Source organism: Streptomyces polygonati (genome assembly GCF_042650325.1).
Lineage (GTDB): Bacteria > Actinomycetota > Actinomycetes > Streptomycetales > Streptomycetaceae > Actinacidiphila > Actinacidiphila polygonati.
Genome location: NZ_JBHSBB010000010.1, coordinates 901,639 through 922,469 on the forward strand (window position 1 = coordinate 901,639; position 20,831 = coordinate 922,469).

At 71.7% G+C, this 20,831-nt stretch carries 16 protein-coding genes; 5 read left to right on the top strand and 11 right to left on the bottom strand.

Annotated elements, in window-relative coordinates; genetic code table 11:
• The first annotated feature begins 43 nt into the window (after positions 1-43).
• A complete protein-coding gene (argS, locus tag ACFO3J_RS16785) occupies positions 44-1,813 on the top strand; it encodes an arginine--tRNA ligase (protein WP_386430177.1) in 1,770 nt (589 codons plus the stop codon).
• Between the two features lie 102 nt (positions 1,814-1,915).
• Positions 1,916-2,746 (top strand): DUF4253 domain-containing protein, encoded by an 831-nt coding sequence (locus ACFO3J_RS16790; RefSeq protein WP_386430178.1) that lies wholly within the window; start codon positions 1,916-1,918, stop codon positions 2,744-2,746.
• A 70-nt stretch (positions 2,747-2,816) separates the two neighbouring features.
• Here ACFO3J_RS16790 and ACFO3J_RS16795 read toward each other — a convergent pair whose 3' ends face one another.
• From ACFO3J_RS16795 to ACFO3J_RS16840, 10 genes are all read right to left on the bottom strand, one after another.
• Entirely contained in the window at positions 2,817-6,380 is a 3,564-nt protein-coding gene (locus tag ACFO3J_RS16795) for a choice-of-anchor D domain-containing protein (RefSeq protein WP_386430179.1), read from the bottom strand.
• Positions 6,381-7,390: 1,010 nt separating this feature from the next.
• Complete coding sequence (locus tag ACFO3J_RS16800; RefSeq protein ID WP_386430180.1) at positions 7,391-7,525, bottom strand: hypothetical protein; 135 nt, start codon at positions 7,523-7,525, stop codon at positions 7,391-7,393.
• 50 nt (positions 7,526-7,575) lie between these two features.
• Entirely contained in the window at positions 7,576-8,124 is a 549-nt protein-coding gene (locus ACFO3J_RS16805) for a hypothetical protein (RefSeq protein WP_386430181.1), read from the bottom strand.
• Between the two features lie 81 nt (positions 8,125-8,205).
• Positions 8,206-9,189, bottom strand: a complete 984-nt coding sequence (hemB, locus tag ACFO3J_RS16810) for a porphobilinogen synthase (RefSeq protein ID WP_386430182.1) — start codon at positions 9,187-9,189, stop codon at positions 8,206-8,208.
• 387 nt (positions 9,190-9,576) lie between these two features.
• Positions 9,577-11,304 (bottom strand): bifunctional uroporphyrinogen-III C-methyltransferase/uroporphyrinogen-III synthase, encoded by a 1,728-nt coding sequence (locus ACFO3J_RS16815; protein ID WP_386430183.1) that lies wholly within the window; start codon positions 11,302-11,304, stop codon positions 9,577-9,579.
• Positions 11,301-12,389: a hydroxymethylbilane synthase gene (gene hemC / locus ACFO3J_RS16820; RefSeq protein WP_386430184.1), complete on the bottom strand. Its 1,089-nt coding sequence runs from the start codon at positions 12,387-12,389 to the stop codon at positions 11,301-11,303. The genes ACFO3J_RS16815 and hemC overlap by 4 nt, the downstream gene beginning before the upstream one ends.
• The gene (locus ACFO3J_RS16825; protein ID WP_386430185.1) at positions 12,386-13,744 is read right to left on the bottom strand and encodes a glutamyl-tRNA reductase; all 1,359 of its coding nucleotides are present in this window, start codon (positions 13,742-13,744) and stop codon (positions 12,386-12,388) included. Before ACFO3J_RS16825 ends, hemC begins: the two co-directional genes overlap by 4 nt.
• Positions 13,741-14,451 carry a redox-sensing transcriptional repressor Rex gene (locus ACFO3J_RS16830; RefSeq protein WP_386430186.1) on the bottom strand — a complete coding sequence of 237 codons (711 nt, stop codon included), beginning with the start codon at positions 14,449-14,451 and terminating at the stop codon, positions 13,741-13,743. Before ACFO3J_RS16830 ends, ACFO3J_RS16825 begins: the two co-directional genes overlap by 4 nt.
• 131 nt (positions 14,452-14,582) lie before the next feature.
• Positions 14,583-15,311, bottom strand: a complete 729-nt coding sequence (locus ACFO3J_RS16835) for a 3'-5' exonuclease (RefSeq protein WP_386430187.1) — start codon at positions 15,309-15,311, stop codon at positions 14,583-14,585.
• A gap of 171 nt (positions 15,312-15,482) precedes the next feature.
• Positions 15,483-15,770, bottom strand: coding sequence for a glutaredoxin family protein (locus ACFO3J_RS16840; RefSeq protein ID WP_386430188.1), 288 nt, complete (start codon positions 15,768-15,770; stop codon positions 15,483-15,485).
• 74 nt (positions 15,771-15,844) lie between these two features.
• Between ACFO3J_RS16840 and ACFO3J_RS16845 the strand changes: the two genes are divergently transcribed.
• From ACFO3J_RS16845 to ACFO3J_RS16855, 3 genes are all read left to right on the top strand, one after another.
• Positions 15,845-16,876 (top strand): HAD family hydrolase, encoded by a 1,032-nt coding sequence (locus ACFO3J_RS16845; RefSeq protein WP_386430189.1) that lies wholly within the window; start codon positions 15,845-15,847, stop codon positions 16,874-16,876.
• Positions 16,877-17,232: 356 nt separating this feature from the next.
• Entirely contained in the window at positions 17,233-18,045 is an 813-nt protein-coding gene (locus ACFO3J_RS16850; RefSeq protein WP_386430190.1) for an ECF subfamily RNA polymerase sigma factor, BldN family, read from the top strand.
• A gap of 204 nt (positions 18,046-18,249) precedes the next feature.
• Complete coding sequence (locus ACFO3J_RS16855) at positions 18,250-19,581, top strand: DUF5667 domain-containing protein (protein ID WP_386430191.1); 1,332 nt, start codon at positions 18,250-18,252, stop codon at positions 19,579-19,581.
• Positions 19,582-19,665: 84 nt separating this feature from the next.
• Here the strand turns inward: ACFO3J_RS16855 and ACFO3J_RS16860 are convergent, their stop codons facing one another.
• Entirely contained in the window at positions 19,666-20,814 is a 1,149-nt protein-coding gene (locus ACFO3J_RS16860; RefSeq protein ID WP_386430192.1) for a lysophospholipid acyltransferase family protein, read from the bottom strand.
• Positions 20,815-20,831: the final 17 nt, after the last annotated feature.

The following is a 20,831-nucleotide window of genomic DNA, read 5'->3' on the forward strand; positions in this document are numbered from 1 at the left end:
GCTTCCCGCCGTCAAGGCAGCCCCTCCCACGGAACGGCATCCCATGGCCTCGGTCCCTTCCCTCTCCGCCTCGCTCCAGCAGCGCGTCACCTCCGCCCTGACGGCCGCCGTGCCGTCGGCCGAAGGTGTCGACCCGCTGCTGCGACGCAGCGACCGGGCCGACTTCCAGGCCAACGGCGTGCTGGGCCTGGCCAAGCGGGCGAAGGCCAATCCGAAGGAGCTGGCGGCGCAGGTGCTCGCCGCGCTGCCGCTGGACGGGCTGATCGCCGAGGTCGAGGTCTCCGGGCCCGGCTTCCTCAACATCACCGTCGCGGACGCGGCCATCACCGCCAACCTCGCCCGGCGGCTGGACGACGACCGGCTCGGCGTGCCGGCCAAGCCCGACCCGGGCATCACGGTGATCGACTACGCCCAGCCGAACGTGGCCAAGGAGATGCACGTCGGCCATCTGCGGTCCTCGGTGATCGGCGACGCCCTGGCGAAGATCCTGCGGTTCGCCGGCGAGACGGTGATCGCGCGCCACCACATCGGCGACTGGGGCACCAACTTCGGCATGCTCGTCCAGTACCTGGTGGAGCACCCGCACGAGCTGGACCACGCCCCGGACGACGCGGACGGCGAGGCATCGATGTCCCGGCTCAACCGGGTCTACAAAGCCTCCCGGGCGGTCTTCGACGCCGACGAGGAGTTCAAGGAGCGGGCCAGGCGCCGGGTGGTGGAGCTGCAGGCCGGCGACAAGGAGACGCTGGAGCTGTGGCAGCGGCTGGTGGACGAGTCGAAGATCTACTTCTACTCGGTCTACGACAAGCTGGACATCCGGATCCGCGACGAGGACATCGTCGGTGAGTCGGGCTACAACGACATGCTGGTGGAGACCTGCCGGCTGCTGGAAGAGTCCGGCGTCGCGGTGCGGTCCAACGGCGCGCTGTGCGTGTTCTTCGACGACATCAAGGGCAAGGACGGCGAGCCGGTCCCGCTGATCGTGCAGAAGGCGGACGGCGGCTTCGGCTACCCGGCCACCGACCTGTCCGCGGTGCGCGACCGGACCGGGAAGCTGCACGCCACCACGCTGCTGTACGTGGTGGACGCCCGGCAGGCGCTCCACTTCCGGATGGTCTTCGAGACCGCCCGGCGGGCCGGCTGGCTCACCGAGGAGGTCGTCGTCAAGCATGTGCCGTTCGGCACCGTGCTGGGCAAGGACGGCCGGCCGTTCAAGACCCGGGACGGCGAGAGCGTCCGGCTGGAGGACCTGCTGGACGAGGCGGTCGACCGCGCCACCGCGGTGGTCCGGGAGAAGGGCGACAAGCTCGGTCTGTCCGAGGAGGAGATCACCGCCAACGGCGTCCAGGTCGGCATCGGCGCGGTCAAGTACGCCGACCTGTCCACCTCGCTGGGCCGGGACTACGTCTTCGACCTGGACCGGATGGTCTCCCTCAACGGCGACACCAGCGTCTACATCCAGTACGCCTACGCCCGTACCCGGTCCATCTTCCGCCGGGCCGCGGCCGACCAGCGCCCGGTCGCCCACCCGGAACTGGAACTCGCCCCGGCCGAGCGCGCGCTGGGCCTCCACCTGGACGCCTTCGCCGACACCCTCGCCGAGGTCTCCGTCTCCTACGAGCCCCACCGGCTGGCCTCCTACCTCTTCCAGCTCGCCTCCCTCTTCACCACCTTCTACGAGCAGTCCCCGGTCCTCACCGCCGAGGGCGGCCCCACCCAGGTGGAGAACCGCCTCTTCCTGTGCGAGCTGACCGCCCGCACCCTCCACCAGGGCCTGGAGCTGCTCGGCATCCGCACGCCCGAGCGGCTCTGACGGCCGATGACGCCTGGTCAGGTGCTGTGCGGGTACGGCATCTGACGGGCCGTCCGTCACCCCGGGAGCCGATTGTCAGTGCGAAGCCCTAGAGTCCCGGTCATGGCGATGCTTCCGAACCCACTCCCCCGACTCGCGGACGATCCGACCGGTGCCGCACTCGGCCTGCGGCTGCCGGCGGGCAGGCTGGTGGACACGACGTATGACGGGCCGTGGCATGAACCGCTGCTGTGGTATGCCGACGGGGAGGCCGCGCCGGAGACCTGGGCGGAGCTGCTGGCCGGCCGCGCGGTGGGGCTGCTGCCGGTGCTGATCGAGGACGACAAGGCGCCGGGCAGGAAACTGGCCGACTGGTATCTCGACCCCGAGCGGATGTCGTATCCCGGCGATCACGACCCGGAGGAGTTCCTGGCCGAATCCTGGGTCGCCTACACCTCCGACGAGGACTACGACCAGCAGGAGCTCCGGGAGCTGGTCGCTCCGCACGAGCTGGCCTGGCCGGGGCTGGCCGCCGCCCGGGACTTCGAGGAGGACCCGGACGAGACAGCGGCCGGGGTCACCGCCGGGCTGGTCGCGACGGGGTGGCTGGACCACCCCCGGGCGGCCCTGGTGCACGCCCGCCGCAGCGCCGACATACCGGCGGCGATGGGGTGGACCGGGCCGGTCAACTACGAGGACGACATCGCGGTGCTGTCCGCCGTGCTGCGCTCCTGGGAGGACCGCTTCGGGCTGCGCGTCGTCGCGCTGGGCTTCGACACGCTGACGGCCACCGTCGCCGCCCCGCCCCGGACGCTGGAGGAGGCGGAGGCGATAGCCGCCGAGCACTTCGGCTTCTGCCCGGACAACATCACCCAGGGCAAGCACCGGACGCTGCGCGAATACGCCGAGAAGGCGCTGCTCGGCAAGCCGACCTGGCACTTCTGGTGGGACTGACCGCTCCGGACGCGGCGGTGCCGCCGAGTACGGGTGTACTCGGCGGCACCGCTGTTCGGATCGGTTTGGGTCAGCTGTTCCAGACCTGGAACTCGGAGATCTGTCCGGCCGGCCAGCCGGTGTTCGCCGTGACGGTCACCCGGAAGTAGCGCTGGGTGGTCGCGGGGAAGGTGATGGTCACCGAGTCACCGGAGTTGGGGTCGAAGGTGTACGTGGCGGACGCCTTGACCGTGGTGAAGGTGCTGCCGTTGGTGCTGCCCGACACCGACAGCGTCTGGTTGCGGGCACCCCAGCTGGCAGGAAGCTGGAGGACGACCCGGCTCGCACTCTGCGCCGAGCCGAGGTCCACCTGCACCCACTGCGGGAAGGCGTTGTTGGCACTCTCCCAGTAGCTGCCCTGGTTGCCGTCCGTCACATTGCCCGAGGCGTAGACGTCGGCGTGGCTGGACTCGCTGGTGGCCTTGCCGGCCGCCAGGTTGGTGCTCACCGTGCCGGCGCCGGTACCGGTCAGCGCGACCGTGACCGGGTTGTTGGACGCGTTGCTGGCGATGGTGAGGCTGCCGCTGCGGGTCCCGGACGCGGTCGGGGTGAATTTCACCGCGACCGTGCAGGAGGCGCCGACCGCGATCGAGGTCCCGCAGGTGTTGGTCTGCGAGAAGTCACCCGAGGTGCTGACACCGGACACCGTCGCGGCGGCGGTGCCGGTGTTGGTCACCGTGACCGACTGCGCGGAGCTGGCGGTGTTGAGCGCCTGGGTGGCGAAGGTGAGCGAGGACGGGGCGACCGACAGCGTGGCGGAGGTGGTGCCGCCGCCACCACCGCTCGGGTACACCGCGAAGTCGGACAGCTGGGCCGCGGTCCAACCGGTGTTGGCGGTGATGTTCACCCGGATGTACCGCTCGGTCGCGGCGTTGAAGTTGATGGTGACGGTGTTGTTGTTGGCGCTCGGGTCGAAGGTGTAACCGGCCGAGCCGACCAGGGTGGAGAAGGTGGAGCCGTCCGTGGACCCCTGGACCGACAGGGTCTCGGTGCGGGCCGCCCACGCGGCGGCCGGCGGCAGCTTGAGGGAGATCTTGCCGACGCTGTAGTTCTTGCCGAGGTCGACCTGGGCCCACTGCGGGAAGGAGCCGTTGGCGCTCTCCCAGTAGGTCGAGGTGTCCGAGTCGGTGAGGTTGGCGGCGACGTACGGGCTGCTGCTGGAGCTGGCCGACGCCGGCTGACCGGCCGCGACATTGGTGGTGCTGTCGATGCCGCTGCCGCTCAGGCCGACCGTGGTCGGGCTGTTGTTGGCGTTGCTGGTGACGGTCAGGTTGCCGCTGCGGGTACCGCCGGCCGTCGGCTTGAAGGAGACGGTCACCGCGCAGGACGCGCCGACCGCGATGGTCGAGCAGTTGTTGGTCTGGCTGAAGTCACCGGTCACCGCGACGTTGGAGACGGTCGCGGAGGTGGTGCCCGAGTTGGTCACGGTCACCGTCTGCGCGGCGGCGGTCGAGCCGACCACGGTGCCGCCGAAGGAGAGACCGCCGGGGGTTGCGTTCAGCACCGGACCCGGCGCGGTGCCGGTGCCGGAGAGGGTGACGGTGTTGGTGATCCCGCCGGCGTTGACCGTCAGGGTCCCGGTGCGGGCACCGGTGGCGGTCGGCTTGAAGGTCACATTGACCGTGCACGAGCCGTTCGCCGCGATGGACGAGCCGCAGGTGTTGGTCTGGGCGAAGTCACCGGCCGCGGCGATCGAGGAGACCGCAGCCGCCGCGTTGGTCGGGTTGGTGACCGTCACGGTCTGCGCGGCGCTGGTGGCACCGGTGGCGACCGAACCGAAGTTCAGCGCGCCCGGGGTCGCCGACACACCGGTGACCGGGTAGGGCGGGAAGACCGGAGTCGGCCACGGACCGCAGATCGGGGTGCCGGTGATGCCGGAGTTGCCGCCGCCGTCGGTGACGACGAAGTTCCCGCCCTCGCAGCTGTACACCGGGGAGGGCGCGCCGACCCCGGTCGCCGTGACGTTGGTGAACTTGGCCGCGCCGCCGGTCTGCTCCTGCAGGGCGAAGGTGCCGGTGCCGGCGATGGTCACATTGTTGAGGCTGACACCGCTGACGGTGCCCTCGACCCACTGGACCGCTTCGTACGGGCTCTGCTCGATCAGCGCGTTGCTCACGTTGATCGGGCCGGTGATCGCGCCCTGGCTGCCGTCGAACCACAGCGCGCCGACGCCGAACTGCCAGTTCGGGTCGAGGCTGCCGTCACGGATCAGGGTGTTGTTGGAGATCGTGGTGGTGCCGACCGGGGTGGAGGTGAAGCGCTGTCCGACGTGGATGCCGCCGCCCTGGGCCAGACCGGTGTCCTGCACCAGGTTGCCGCTGACGGTGTTGTCGTGACCGCCGTAGATCGCGATGCCGTTGGCGAGGATCTGGTCCTGCACGGTGTTGTCGGAGATGGTGTCGTTGGCGTCGGCCCCGAGGCCGGAGTCGGCCCAGGTCGCGATGCCGTCGTCACCGGTGTTGCGGATGTCGCTGTTGGTGACCGTCGAGTTGGTCACGCCGCCGTGGAAGTTGATGCCGTCCGCGGTGGTGTCCCGGATGCGCACCCCGCTGAAGGTCAGCTTGTCCATCGGCCCGTCCATCCAGGCGCCGACCTTCATGTGGTCGATCCACACACTGGAGACGGTGGAGTTGCTCAGCGCGCCGCCGATGCCGTTGACCTGCGCACTGTCGTTGCGCTCCTGGACGTTGCCGAAGATCGCGAAGTTCTGCAGGTGCACGTTCTGGCTCGCCGACGGCGCGGAGTTGCCGTAGAAGCCGGGCGCCGTGCCGGTGACGGTCGAGTACCACATGCCGGCGCCGGCCACCGTCACGTTGTTGACGCTGATGTGGCCGGGGATGTTGTACGTGCCCGGCGGGATCCACACCGTGCCGCCCGAACCGGCGGCGCTGATCGCGGCGTTGAAGGCGCTGGTCGCGTCGGCCGAGCCGCTGGCGTCGGCGCCCTTGCTGGTCACCGACACCGAACCGGCGGGCTGGGTCAGCGCGGCGCCGACCTGCTCGAAGTCCGCGAAGTCCAGCGTGTAGGAGGACGCGTTGTCGCCCGCGTCGACCTGCAGCTTGAAGGTCGTACCGGCCGGATACGTGGTCGGGAAGAGCCGGTGCGCCTCGTCGAAGAAGTGGTGCGGGTTGCTGCCCGGCGAGTTGGTGAACGGGTAGCTGCCGTAGTACCAGCTGTAGGCATTCGTCAGGTTGAAGTCGGACTGCTTGGTGCCATTGACATACAGCGACAGCGGGGCGTTGTAGACCGCGCCGCCGGCGCCGTCCGGGATGCTGTACCGGAAGTCGATCGAGTTGGTCGCCACCGGGGTGGTGAAGCTGACGTACTGGCCCGTGCCCTGGAGGGTCACGGCCTTGCGGTACGACGCCTCGTCGGCCAGCTGGCCCGCGGCGTAACTCGGGCCGATGGTCGTCCCGTTGGTGGCGGAGTTCTCCGCCTGCACCTCCACGTACGGCAGGCTCGCGCCGCTGCCGCCGGTGGCGGTGGCCGCCGACGCGGGCGGGGCCGCGATGGCCAGGAGGCCCGCGGAAACCAGCGATGCGGTGCTGACCGTTACGACGAGCGCTCGTCTCAGATCTCGGATGGACTGGAACACCTACTGCTCCTTTCGACACGAAATGTCGGAACTGCACACCGTGGTGACCGCCAGACAGGTGGAGCGGGTGGAACGGGTGGAGCTGAGAAGCGAGAACGCAAGGCCTTGACGCGGTACGGACACAGCAAGAGCTCGCCAAACCTGTGAACGGTTGATGGCGAGGTGGTTCCTGGGTCGGGGTGGACACTGAGAGACGGGTGACGGCGCAAGTGGGACCGTAACGTCCTCGACTTCCTCGCGCAATATCCAGACACATCAATGCCGAATCTATACTTTTACTTGCAAGATCCAATGTGACGTGCTGGGGCCCTCACCGGGGATGATCTCCGCGCGTAGCGGACCGACCGGACGCCGGGGCTCCGCGCGGGGGCGCCAGGAGGGTTCGGCGGGGACGTGACGGGGACGCCGCCGGCACGCCGAGGGGGCCGGCGGGCCGCGGCGGAGGTCCGGAAAACCGTGATCACCTTCGGCGGATATTCGGGCGCCGGACGAGTGACGGACCGTCAGCAGGCGGTAAGTGCCGTGCCACCGAGGTCAATTGGCGAGATCACCACGAGACCGCCAGCAGACCGGTGGAAGATCCGCCGGGGAGGTCATTTCTCCGCCACCGCAAGCGGCTGACCTGGTCGGACACGATACGTCGCCGGGCGGCCGGGCAGACCCGCGGCTATCGCGCCTATCGCCCGCGGAGTCGTTTCCCCTCCGCGGCGGCGCCGTATTCCCACCCGCAAAGCACCGCCAATGAATAGCCGGGCCGACCGATGGGTGAATACGCGATCAACGAACGCCCCGCACCCGGTGGGCCAGCAGCGGATACGCCTCGCCGTGCGACTCGATGGTGCCGCCGAGCGAGTCGACGGCCTCGCTGAGCCCCTGCTGGAGGGCGGCCAGCCGGCCGGGTTCCAGGCGCTGGTGGGTGCTGTAGGTGCCGACCGTAAGCGGGCGAACACCCCACCCGGGCGCAGCAGTCGGGCGACCTTCTCCGTACCCGCCACCGGGTCGATCCAGTGTCAGGCGTCCGCGCAGGTCACCAGGTCGAAGCGCCGCCCGGCGTCGTCCCACGTCTCGAAGGCGCCCACCTCCACCTCGACGCCGTGGCTCCGCGCCACCTCGGCCATCCGCTCGTCCCCTTCGACCCCGAGCACCGCGAGGCCCCGCCCGGGCCGCGGCGATCGCGCCGAAGCCCGGCGAAGCGCTATTTGAGGACGACGACCGTGGACCCGTTGACCGTGTTGTTCCAGATCTTGGCGATGTTCGCCCGGCTGGCGCGGATGGCGCCGGTGCGGATCGACGGGGCGGGCTTGGTGACCTTGTCGTCGACCGGGGCCGAGAAGGCGACCCAGGTCTCCGCGGTGAACTCGACGTACACCACGTGCTCGACCTTCACTCCGTCACTGCCGGTGAGGGCCGGTTTTCTGCCCTGCACGAAGTAGGTGCCGGGCTGGGCCGGGACCGTGCCGGGGGTGACCGTGAAGGTCGAGACCGGCCTGCCGTCGGGCGGGACGACCCAGACCCGCTGCTGCGAGAGCGAGTAGACGATCCGCTTGCCGGTGTCGGAGTTGGGCGGGACCGGCGGCGGGGGCGCGGGAGTCGTCGGCTTCACGACGGTGGGGTGCGGCTTGGGGGCGGCGGGGGCGTGCGACGCGACGGGGCTGCCGCTGGCCTGTATCGCCAGGACGGAGACGATGGCCAGCGCGCCCGCGGTCAGACCGCTCACGGTGGCCCACGAGGGTATGCCGCTCATGTACGTCCCTCCCCGTCGTCGACGTTCCGCCGAGTCCTCGAACAAGTCCCCGAAAGCGTACCGGCGCGGGAGCCGGACAACCTACAGCCGCCCGGCGACCTCGGTCGCCCAGTAGGTGAGGATCATGTTCGCGCCCGCCCGCCGGATCGACGTGAGCGTCTCCAGGATCGCACGGTCCCGGTCGATCCAGCCGTTGGCCGCGGCGGCCTCGACCATCGCGTACTCGCCGGAGATCTGGTACGCGGCCACCGGTACGTCCACCGCGTCGGCGACCTTGCACAGCACGTCGAGGTAGGGCAGGGCCGGCTTGACCATCACGATGTCGGCGCCCTCCGACAGGTCGAGGGCCAGTTCGCGCATCGACTCGTGGAAGTTGGCCGGGTCCTGCTGGTAGGTCTTGCGGTCGCCGGTGAGCGAGGAGTTGACCGCCTCGCGGAAGGGGCCGTAGAAGGCGGAGGCGTACTTCACGGTGTAGGCGAGGATCGCCACGTCCTGGGCGCCGATCTCGTCCAGCGCGTCCCGGACCACGCCGACCTGGCCGTCCATCATCCCGGAGGGGCCGACCACATGGACGCCGGCGTCGGCCTGGACCTGGGCCATCTCGGCGTAGCGCTCCAGCGTCGCGTCGTTGTCGACCCGCCCCTGGTCGTCCAGGACGCCGCAGTGGCCGTGGTCGGTGAACTCGTCCAGGCACAGGTCGGACATGACGACGAGCGCGTCGCCGACCTCGGAGACCACGTCCCGGATGGCGAGTTGCATGATGCCGTCGGGGTCGGTGCCCTGGCTGCCCACCGCGTCCTTCACCTCGGGCACCCCGAAGAGCATGACCCCGCCGACACCGGCCGCGGCGGCCTCGGTGACCGCCTTGCGCAGGCTGTCGCGGGTGTGCTGGAGGACGCCGGGCATCGAGGAGATCGCGGCGGGCTCGGTGAGGCCCTCGCGGACAAACATCGGCAGGATGAGTTCGGCGGGGCTCAGTCGGGTCTCGGCGACGAGGCGGCGCATCGCGGGGGTGGTACGGAGGCGGCGTGGCCGCGTACCGGGGAACTCGCCGTATCGGCTCATGGCTGGCGCCGCCTTCCGCTGGGCCCGGGGGCCCTGGGCGCTCCCAGGACCCCTTCCACGGTACGCCCGCGGCGCACCTGCTCTTCCCGACGCATCGTCGGCGACCGCCTCCGCCACCGGCCCGCCCCGCGACCACCGGCCGGTGGGGGCGCTGCGGGGCACGACCCGATGGGTCCGGCCGGCTTCCGGGCGCGGGTCCGTCGTGGCTCGTCGCGCAGTTCCCCGCGCCCCTTTCGGAGCACGGTTCCGCTCGGGCGGCAGGTGACCCGAGCCCCGAAGGGGCGCGGGGAACTGCGCGAGGAACCCACCACCGGCCGGTGGTCCGGGGGCCGGCCGCAAGGGGCTGGGCGGACGGCACCCCGCGGGAAGCAGCCCGCTGCGGCTCCGCTAGACCCGGGTGCGGCGCCGCGCGCCCGGGCGGCGTTCGCTCGGGCGGGTGACCGTGTCGCCCGCCTCCTCCGCCGCCTCGCGCCGCGCCGTGCCGAAGTCCGCCAGCGCCTGGGCCAGCGCCAGCACCGACGGCTCCGGGGCCATGACGTCGACCCGGAGCCCGTGCTCCTCCGCGGTCTTGGCCGTCGCCGGCCCGATGCAGGCGATGACCGTGACGTTGTGCGGCTTGCCGGCGATGCCGACCAGATTCCGCACCGTCGACGACGAGGTGAACAGCACCGCGTCGAAGCCGCCCCCCTTGATCGCCTCCCGGGTGTCGGCCGGCGGCGGCGACGCGCGGACCGTGCGGTAGGCGGTGACGTCGTCCACCTCCCAGCCCAGCTCGACCAGCCCCGCGACCAGCGTCTCGGTCGCGATGTCGGCGCGCGGCAGGAACACCCGGTCGATCGGGTCGAAGACCGGGTCGTACGGCGGCCAGTCCTCCAGCAGCCCGGCCGCGGACTGCTCGCCGCTGGGCACCAGATCCGGCTTGACGCCGAACTCGATCAGCGCCCGCGCGGTCTGCTCCCCGACGGAGGCGACCTTGATCCCGGCGAACGCCCGCGCGTCCAGCCCGTACTCCTCGAACTTCTCCCGGACCGCCTTGACCGCGTTCACCGAGGTGAAGGCGATCCACTCGTAGCGCCCGGTGACCAGGCCCTTGACGGCCCGCTCCATCTGCTGCGGAGTGCGCGGCGGTTCGACCGCGATGGTCGGCACCTCGTGCGGGACCGCGCCGTACGACCGGAGCTGGTCGGAGAGGGACGCGGCCTGCTCCTTGGTGCGCGGTACGAGCACCCGCCAGCCGAACAGCGGCTTCGTCTCGAACCACGACAGGTGCTGCCGGTGGGCGGTCCGCTCGCCGACCACGGCTATCGCGGCGATCGGCCCCTCGGGAGTCGGCAGCGCCTTGGTCGCCTTCAGCTCGGCGGCGATCGTGCCGAGGGTGGCGGTCCAGGTGCGCTGCCGGGTGGTGGTGCCGGCCACCGTGACGGTCAGCTGGGTGTCGGGCTTGCGCCCGGCGGCGACCAGTTCGGCAGCGGCGGCGGCGACGGTCTGGAGCGTGGTGGAGACCACCAGTGTGGCGTCGCTCACCCCCAGCTCGCTCCAGCAGCTGTCCGGGGCGCTGCTCGCGTCCAGGAACCGTACGTTGCCGCTGAGCGGCACTCCGGCGTAGGCGGGCACGCCGAGGGCTGCGGCGACACCGGGGACGACTTCGAAGGGGATGCCGGCCTGCGCGCAGGCGAGCATCTCGGCGGCGGCGCCGGAGTCGAATCCGGGATCGCCGGTGACCGCACGTACCACCCGCTTGCCGGTCCGCGCGGACGCCATGACAAGCTGTGCGGCAGCAGCGGAACGTTCCGCGACGGAGTCCAACACCTCACCGTCGGCGGCCGGTTGGGCCGTGCCCACATCCGGGCGGGCATGCGTGCGGACGACGTCGAGGACCAGGGCCTCGCCGACCAGCAGATCGGCGCGGGCCAGCGCCTCCACGGCGCGCAGGGTCAGCAGCCCGGGGTCACCGGGCCCGGCACCGAGGAAGGTGACGTGACCGGTGACGGCGGTGGGCCCGCTTTTCGGCGGGCCGGCGGCGCCGGGGCGGTCCGCGGTGCCCGGAAGACCGGCCGGGCCGGCGGCACCGGCCGAACCGGCGGGGTTGGTTGTTGCGACGGCGGCGGGGTTCAAGGTGTGCGCTCCCCCATAAGACCGGCCGCACCCTTGGCGAGCATCTGCACGGCGAGTTCGCGGCCCAGGGATCGCGCTTCGTCGTCCGATGCCGGTACGGGACCGGTGATGGACATCTGCACCAGCGTGTTGCCGTCGGTGGTGCCGACGACGCCGCGCAGACGCAGTTCGGAATTCTGCCCGTCGGCCACAAGGTCGGCCAGCGCGCCCACAGGGGCGGAGCAGCCGGCCTCGAGGGCGGCGAGCAGGGATCGCTCGGCGGTCACGGCGACCCGGGTGAAGGGGTCGTCCAGCTCGCCCAGCTGTGCGGCCAGCTCCGGGTTGGAGGCGGCGCATTCGACAGCCAGCGCCCCTTGCCCGGGAGCCGGCAGTACGACGTCGGCGTCGATCAGCTCGCTCGCCTCCGCGAGCCTGCCGATACGGTTCAGCCCGGCGGCGGCCAGCACGACCGCGTCGAGCTTGCCGGAAGTAACGTACCCGATGCGGGTGTCAACGTTGCCACGGATCGGGACGGTCTCGATCACCAGCCGGTGTGACCGTGCCCACGCGTTGAGCTGCGCCATCCTGCGCGGCGAGCCGGTGCCGACCTTGGCGCCGGGCGGCAGCGACCCGAAGGTGAGGCCGTCCCGGGCGACCAGCGCGTCGCGCGGGTCCTCGCGGTCCGGGATCGCGGCGAGCACGAGCCCCTGCGGGGCCGCGGTGGGCAGGTCCTTCAGGCTGTGCACCGCGAAGTCGATCTCGCCGGACAGCAGCGCGTCCCGCAGCGCGGAGACGAAGACCCCGGTGCCGCCGATCTGCGCCAGGCTCTCCTTGGAGACGTCGCCGTAGGTGGTGATCTCGACCAGTTCCACGGGGCGTCCGGTGATTTCGGTCACGCGTGCGGCGACCGTCCCGGACTGGGCCATGGCGAGTTTGCTGCGGCGGGTGCCCAGGCGCAGCGCACGCCCGAAGCCGAGTGGGTCGCCCGCGCGGCCGGCCCCCGCTGCCGGGCCGCCGCCGGTCGCCGCGGCGGAGCCCGCCGGGCCGGTGGATCGCGTCTGGTCCGGGCCGTGATCGTTGGGTTCGCGGCCGGTGGGGGTGTTCATGCCCGCCCTCGATTCGGTTCTGCGGTGCCCTGGGCGGCGGCGCCCGGGGTGTCGGCCCGGCTGACGGCGGCGACCGCCAGCGGGTCGAGGTCGAAGAGTTCCCGCAGCGCGTCGGCGTACCCGGCGCCGCCGGGCTCACCCGCGAGCTGCTTGACCCGCACGGTGGGCGCGTGCAGGAGCTTGTCGACGACGCGGCGCACGGTCTGGGTGATCTCCGCGCGCTGCTTGTCGTTCAGATCGGGCAGCCTACCGTCGAGCCGGGAAAGTTCACCCGCTACGACATCGGCGGCCATGGCCCGCAGCGCCACCACGGTGGGGGTGATCCGGGCCGCCCGCTGGGCCGCGCCGAAGGCGGCCACCTCGGCGGAGACGATGGCCCGCACCTGGTCCACGTCGGCGGCCATCGGCGCGTCCGCCGAGGCGGCGGCCAGTGCCTCTATGTCCACCAGCGTCACGCCGTCCAGCTCGTGCGCGGCGCCGTCGATGTCCCGCGGCATCGCCAGGTCGAGCACGGCCAGCGGCGTGGCCGCCGTACGCGCCGCTATGGCGCCGCGCAGATCCTCGGCGGTCAGCACCAGACCGGTGGCGCCGGTACAGGACACCACCAGGTCGGCCTCGCGCAGCGCCGCCGCCACCTCGGGCATGGTGATCGCCCGCGCGGGGGTGCCCTGCTCGGTCAGCGCGCGGGCCAGCCGCTCGGCGCGCTCCACCGTGCGGTTGGCGACGGTGAGTTCGGCCACCCCGGCCCTGGCCAGGGTGGCGGCGGCCAGCGAGGACATCGATCCGGCGCCGACCACCAGCGCCCGCTTGCCGCGCGCCTCGCCGGCCGCGGGGGTGAGCTGGGCCAGACCGAAGGTGACCAGGGACTGCCCGGCCCGGTCGATGCCGGTCTCGGAGTGGGCCCGCTTGCCGACCCGCAGCGCCTGCTGGAAGAGGTCGTTGAGCTGCCGGCCGGCGGTGTGCAGCTCCTGGCCGATGGCCAGGGCGTCCTTTATCTGGCCGAGGATCTGGCCCTCGCCGACCACCATGGAGTCCAGCCCGCAGGCCACCGTCAGCAGATGGTGGACGGCGCGGTCCTCGTAGTGCACGTACAGATAGGGGGTGAGCTCTTCCAGGCCGACGCCGCTGTGCTGGGCGAGGAGGGTGGACAGCTCGGCGACGCCCGCGTGGAACTTGTCGACGTCCGCGTACAGCTCGATACGGTTGCAGGTGGCCAGTGCCACCGCCTCGCTGGCGGGTTCGGCGGCCAGCGCGTCCTGCAGCAGCTTGGCCCGGGCCCCCTGGTCGAGGGTGGCGCGCTCCAGCACGCTGACGGGCGCGGTGCGGTGACTGAGGCCGACGACCAGGACGCTCATGCCGGCATCACGGCGGGTACGTCCCCGTCCGGGTCCTGGCGTCCTTCACCGGCCTTGCGCTGCTCGTGGAAGGCGAGGATCTGCAGCTCGATCGACAGGTCGACCTTGCGTACATCGACCCCGTCCGGCACCGACAGCACGGTGGGAGCGAAGTTGAGGATGGAGGTGACCCCGGCGGCGACCAGCCGGTCGGTGACCTCCTGGGCGGCGCCCGCGGGGGTGGCGATCACTCCGATCGACACCTGGTTGTCGTCGACGATCGCCTCCAGCTCATCGATGTGCCGCACCGGCAGGCCCGCCACCAGCCGCCCGGCCAGCGCGGTGTCGGCGTCGAGCAGCGCGGCGACCCGGAAGCCGCGCGAGGCGAACCCTCCGTAGTTGGCCAGCGCCGCGCCCAGATTGCCGATCCCGACGATGACGACCGGCCAGTCCTGGGTGAGCCCGAGTTCACGGCTGATCTGGTAGACGAGGTATTCGACGTCGTAGCCGACACCCCGCGTCCCGTACGAGCCGAGATAGGAGAAGTCCTTGCGCAGCTTGGCCGAGTTGACCCCCGCCGCCGCGGCGAGCTCCTCCGATGACACGGTGGGTACCGACCGCTCCGACAGAGCCGTCAGCGCCCGCAGGTAGAGCGGTAGTCGGGCGACAGTGGCCTCGGGAATCCCTCGGCTCCGGGTCGCCGGTCGGTGAGATCGGCCAGTTGCCACGATGCTCCTGCTGGTAGAGCTGGGCTGAGGACGGCCACGGTCTTTGGGGACGCCCCGTGCGGGCCAGGCTATGTCTTTGTGAACGCGTGCACAAAGATGGTGTCCGATTTGTACGGCGGAAGTGACCGGCATCACGCACGCCCAGGACGGACATTGGGCACGGATCGCCGGGGGGATTCGTTGCCGCGGCCCACCCACAGCGCGTCCGCCGCGGCCAGCACTCCGGCCGGCTCCGGCCAGCGCAGCGCGGCCGCGATTCCCAGCTCCTCGGCGAAGGACGTGCCGTCGGCGGCATAGGCCGTGAACAGCGCCGCGGTGGCCCGCGCGTCACCGAGCGCGGTGTGCGGACTCCAGTCGGTGATCCCGATCTCCGCGGCGCAGGCCCGCAGACTCAGCCCGTAGGCCGGCGGCCGGTCCGCGCCGCGCTCGGCCGCCATCCGCATCGTGCACAGCTCGGGAACGGACGGCGGCCGCAGTCCGATCCGCGCGAATTCGGCCACCAGGAACGCCCGGTCGCAGCCCACATTGTGGCCGACCAGCACCCGGCCGCGCAGCAGCCCCAGCAGCCGTACCGCGATCCCGGCGAAGCGCGGCGCCCCACCCAGGTGCCGGGCCTCGATGCCGTGGATATGGGTGGGCCCGACCGGGCCCTGCGGGTCGACCAGCGTGGTGAACTCGCCCTGCGGCACCAGCTCGGCGTCCAGCAGCACCACGGCCAGCTCGATCACCCGGTGCCGGCGCGAGGACGAGCCGGTCGCCTCCAGGTCCACCACCGCGTAGCCGGTGCCGGACGGGCCGGCGGGCCGGCCGCCGGACTGCTGGCCGGCCGGAGCGCGGGACGGGCTGCGGCCCGAGAGCACGTGGTCACACTCCTCACGCTTCGCCCCCGGGTGTACAAATCGACCCCGATGCTAATCGAATGCGTGCGACTGCGGGTAACGCTCCCAAAACGGTCGCCGGTTCGTGCGCGGTTTCACGTACGGTTACCGGCGGTCGGGCGCCCGACCGGGCAGACCGGGCGGAGCTGGCGGTCAGCCGGCCAGCGCCGACCGCAGCCGCCGCTCGTCCACCCGCCAGAAGGTGTGCTGTTCACCGTCCACCAGCACCACCGGGATCTGCTCCCAGTAGCGTTCGTACAACTCCGGCTCCCGGGTGATGTCCCGCTCCTCCACCACCGCGCCGGTCTCCGCCGCCACCTTCCCGATCACCGTCCGTGCCTCGTCGCACAGGTGGCAGCCGGGCTTGCCGATCAGCGTCACGGTCCTCGTCACGGTCCTCGAACTCCTCGGTACGGCGCAGGAAGTGGTCCCGCCCGCCATTGTGACGCGTGGCGTTCAGGCGCTCGCAAAGTGGGCGCACCGAAGGGGCCGCCGCGGGTGGTTATGCTCGCGCCATGGCCGCACCCAGATGGCTCACTACACGTAGGCAATCCGCTACCGAGCGGAGCGTGCTGGCAGGCGAGGCGGCGGCGAAGGCCGCGCTGGCGACGAAATCCCGGCCCGGGACCGTGCTGCCCCGGACCCTGCCGCCGGAAGCACTGGACGCGCTGGGCGCGCTGGAAACGGCGGACACGGCGGAAGCACTGGACACGCTGGACGCCGTCGCGGTGCCGGACCCGGCCGCCGACGCCGAGTCGCGGTTCCCGGTGGCCGGCGACCCGCGCGCCGCCGCCTTCTTCGACCTCGACAACACCGTGATGCAGGGCGCCGCGCTCTTCCACTTCGGCCGCGGCCTGTACAAGCGGAAGTTCTTCGACAAGCGCGACCTGGTCCGCTTCGCCTGGCAGCAGGCGTACTTCAGGATGGCCGGCTCCGAGGACCCCGAGCACATGCAGGAGGCCCGCGACAGCGCGCTGTCCATCGTCAAGGGCCACCGCGTCGAGGAACTGATGTCCATCGGCGAGGAGATCTACGACGAGTACATGGCGGGCAAGATCTGGCCCGGCACCCGCGCGCTGGCCCAGGCCCACCTGGACGCCGGGCAGCGGGTCTGGCTGGTGACCGCCGCCCCGGTGGAGACCGCCACCATCATCGCCCGCCGACTCGGCCTGACCGGCGCCCTCGGCACGGTCGCCGAGTCCGTCGGCGGCGTCTACACCGGCCGGCTGGTCGGCGAGCCGCTGCACGGCCCGGCGAAGGCCGAGGCGGTACGGGCGCTGGCCGTCGCCGAGGACCTGGACCTGTCCCGGTGCGCCGCCTACAGCGACTCCGCCAACGACATCCCGATCCTGTCGCTGGTCGGCCACCCCTACGCGATCAACCCCGACAGCCGGCTGCGCAAGCATGCGCGCGCCGAGGGCTGGCGGCTGCGCGACTACCGCACCGGCCGCAAAGCGGTCCGGATCGGTCTTCCGGCCGCCGCGGGCATGGGCGCGGTCGCCGGCGGCGTACTGGCCGGCGTGGCGATCCGGCGCCGGCACCGCTGAGCGCGGCCGGACCCGTACGAAACCGCTGCGGGGCCCGGCCCGCGGCCGGTACGAGCCCGGTCTCGCCGGGCGTCCGCCGCGCCGCGGGGCCCGCGCGCCCCGTTCGGCACACGGCCACAACACGCACTCTCCGCGACCACTTCACGAACCGAATTGGTCAACTGTCGCCGTGCGTTCGATAATTGACCGGTCGCCATTCCGTACGAGAAGCAACGGAAACCGCGATTTGGGCAACTCGGTGTAGCGTCGCCTGTACGAAGCGTTATTCTCCTCAGACGCAATCCGGTACCCACACGTCGCTACGACGGGTGAAGTCCCGTACTGCACGTGATGGAAGTTCTGCCTCTGGGAGTCCCGTGTACCCACACGACGGGGTTGACACCTCTGGCCTGGCTGCGTTGCGCGCACTGGTGATTGACCGCCTGATGCGCACAGTCCCCGCGTACGCCATGCCCACCCTCGCCACGTCCGGTCCCATCGTCCCCGGCCCGGCCCACGCCCTTGCCGAAGTCAGCACAGCCGCAGGCAGACGCACCCGCAACAGCTCCGCCCACTCCGACCGCAACGGCACCGCCGCCACCGCCCAGGGCGCCCACGCCCGCCGGCCCGCCTCGGACACCGACAGCGGCCGGATGATGGACCTGGTCGAACGCGCCCAGGACGGCGAGACGGAGGCGTTCGGGCGGCTCTACGACCACTACAGCGACACCGTCTACCGGTACATCTACTACCGGGTCGGTTCCAAGGCGACCGCCGAGGACCTGACCAGCGAGACGTTTCTGCGGGCCCTGCGCCGGATCGGCACCTTCACCTGGCAGGGGCGCGATTTCGGCGCCTGGCTGGTCACCATCGCCCGCAATCTGGTCGCCGACCACTTCAAATCGAGCCGTTTCCGCCTCGAAGTGACCACCGGCGAAATGCTCGACGCCAATGAGGTCGAGCGCAGCCCCGAGGACTCGGTGCTGGAGCGGCTGTCCAACGAGGCGCTGCTGACCGCCGTCCGCAAGCTCAATCCCCAGCAGCAGGAGTGTGTGACGCTGCGCTTCCTGCAGGGGCTCTCGGTGGCCGAGACGGCCCGGGTGATGGGCAAGAACGAGGGCGCCATCAAGACCTTGCAGTACCGGGCGGTACGAACGCTCGCGCGACTGCTGCCGGAAGACGCGCGGTAGGGATCTCTTGTCCCCCGGATGGCCCTGGGCCGATCATCAGACCTGCGTAACCCAACCGGATCGGCGATCGTTGCATCACATGCAGACACTTCTGTGCCGCGCGCCGCTTATCGCCTTTCACCCGATCGGGTGGACAGGTGGTGCGGGCGCAACTTCTGGACGGCACAGGGAGTCGAGTGTGGATGACGAGAGGAGGTGCCGCCCGTGATCGGACAGGCAACGGCACATCGCCGGGCGAACGCCTTCGCCCAGGCCGTTGAGGACGCTGCCGTCACCGAGGGGGCCGACGGCGGTCAGGAGGCCGGCGACGCCGCCGGGGAACCCGGCGGTGCGCGCGGCCCCGCCGGGCGCGGCGGGCACGGCGGTTCGGGTACGCACGGCGGCGCCCATGCCGCCGCCCGGCACGCCGACCCCGAGCAGGCCGCCATGCTGGCGCTGGCCGCGTCCCTCAGCTCGCGGCCCCGACCGGTCATGGACGCCGAGCGCAAGACCGTTCAGCGCGCCCAGCTGATCGCCGCGATGGAGCAGGCGCTCGCGGACGGCAGCTTCACCGCGACCGGCCGGGTGCCGGAGCAGCGCACCGAGAGCGGCGGCCCCGGCAGCCACCGGACCCGCAAGCTCGGCACGCGCTCCCGGCTGACCCGGCGGATCGCGGTCGGCGGCCTCACGGTCGGCGTCGCGGCCGGCGCCCTGGGCGGGGTGGCCGCCGCGAGTACCAACGCGCTGCCGGGCGACCACCTCTACGGCCTGAAGCGCGGCATGGAGGACCTGAAGCTGGACATGGCGGGCGGCGACGCCTCCCGCGGCGAGGTCTATCTCGACATGGCCTCCACCCGGATGCAGGAGGCCCGCCGGCTGATGGACCGCGGGCGCGGCGGCACCGGTCTCGACGACGAGTCGGTCGGCGAGGTGCGCAAGGCGCTGTCCGGCATGCATCAGGAGGCCGCCGAGGGCCACCGGCTGCTCACCCAGGCCTACAAGGAGGACGGCTCGCTCCAGCCGATCGAGCTGCTCAACTCCTTCTCGCAGGCCCACCGGCAGAGCTGGACGGATCTGCGCGGCAAGCTGCCCAGCCAGCTCACCGACGTCTCCGACCAGGTGAGCTCGATCTTCGCGGCCATAGACCAAGAGGTCGCCCCGCTCCAGTCGCTGCTTCCCCCGGCCCCGGACACCGGCTCCCCGTCACCGTCCCAGGGCGGCGGCAGCGGCGGCACGGGCTCGGAAAGCCCCGGCAGCACCCCCACGGGCACGAGCACGGGGACGGCGAGTCCGTCCGCTTCGGCGACAGCCGGCACCCAGTCCGGCCGCCCCGGCACGGGCGACAGCCCCAGCCCGTCCCCGTCCGACACCGAGCCCCATGGGCTGATCGGCGGCTCCGGCGACCTCCTCAACCCGAGCGTCCCCACCCCGACCGCGCCCAGCGGCTCCCCGACCGACACCCCCACCCCGACCCACCACTCGGTGGTCCTCCCACCCCTCCTCCCCGGCCTCCTCCCCGACCTGGGCCTGGGCGGCGAGGACGAGCCCCCGCAGTAGCCGACGCGACAGCGGCCGGTCCGCCTCCGGCACCCCTCGGAAGCCAACCGGCCGCCCTCGCACTGCTCGGCCCCAGGGGGCCGCTCAGAAAAACACCGACCGCCGCTGCACCAGCAGCTCGTACAGCGTGTGCTGGATCGTTTCCCTGACCTGGTCCGTCAGGTTGAAGACCAGCATCGGGTCCTCCGCCGCCTCCGGCGGGTAGCCGTCCGTCGGGATGGGCTCGCCGAACTGGATGGTCCACTTGGTCGGGAGCGGGATGGTGCCGAGGGGGCCCAGCCAGGGGAAGGTCGGGGTGAGGGGGAAGTAGGGGAAGCCGAGGACGCGGGCGAGGGTGCGGGAGTTGCCCAGCATCGGGTAGATCTCCTCCGCGCCCACCACCGAGCACGGCACGATCGGCACCTTCGTCTTCAGCGCCGTCGCCACGAAACCGCCCCGCCCGAAGCGCTGCAGCTTGTAGCGCTCGGCGAAGGGCTTGCCCAGGCCCTTGAAGCCCTCCGGCATCACCCCGACCACCTCGCCCCGCTCCAGCAGCGCCTGCGCGTCCTCCGTGCAGGCCAGCGTGTGGCCCAGCTTCCGGGCCAGTTCGTTGACCAGCGGCAGCACGAACACCAGGTCGGCGGCGAGCAGCCGCAGATGCCGCCCGGCGGGATGGTGGTCGTGCACGGCCACCTGCGCCATCAGCCCGTCCAGCGGCAGCGTCCCGGAGTGGTTGCACACCACCAGCGCGCCGCCCTCGGCCGGGATGTTCTCGATGCCCTTGACCTCGACCCGGAAGTAGTTCTGGAACATCGGCCGCAGCAGCGACATCAGCACCTGGTCGGTCAGCTCGGCGTCGTAGCCGAACTCGTCCACCTCGTATTCACCGGTGACGCGCCGCCGCAGGAACGCCAGCCCGGAGGCCACCTTCCGCTCCCAGGGCCCGCCGAGCAGCCGGTCCGCGACCCCGCTGAGCGTGTCGGCGATCCCGGGAGCGGTCGGCGGTGCGGGATCCGGATCAGGGTCCACCTGCGGTACCTGTGCCTTACGGTCTCGCGGCCGGCCGTCGCCTGCCGCCTGCGCGGGGATCTCCGGCACCTCGGGCACCGGCGTCAAGGGGGGCTGCGGCTGGGCGGCGGACGCGGCCGGTCCGGCGGCCGGACCCTTGCGGCTCCGCGCCCGCGACCGGCCGCCACCGCCACCGCGCCGCGCCCGCGAGTCCTCGTCGAACGGGATGACCTTGGCGTCCGCCATGGTTCCTGCTCCTTCCG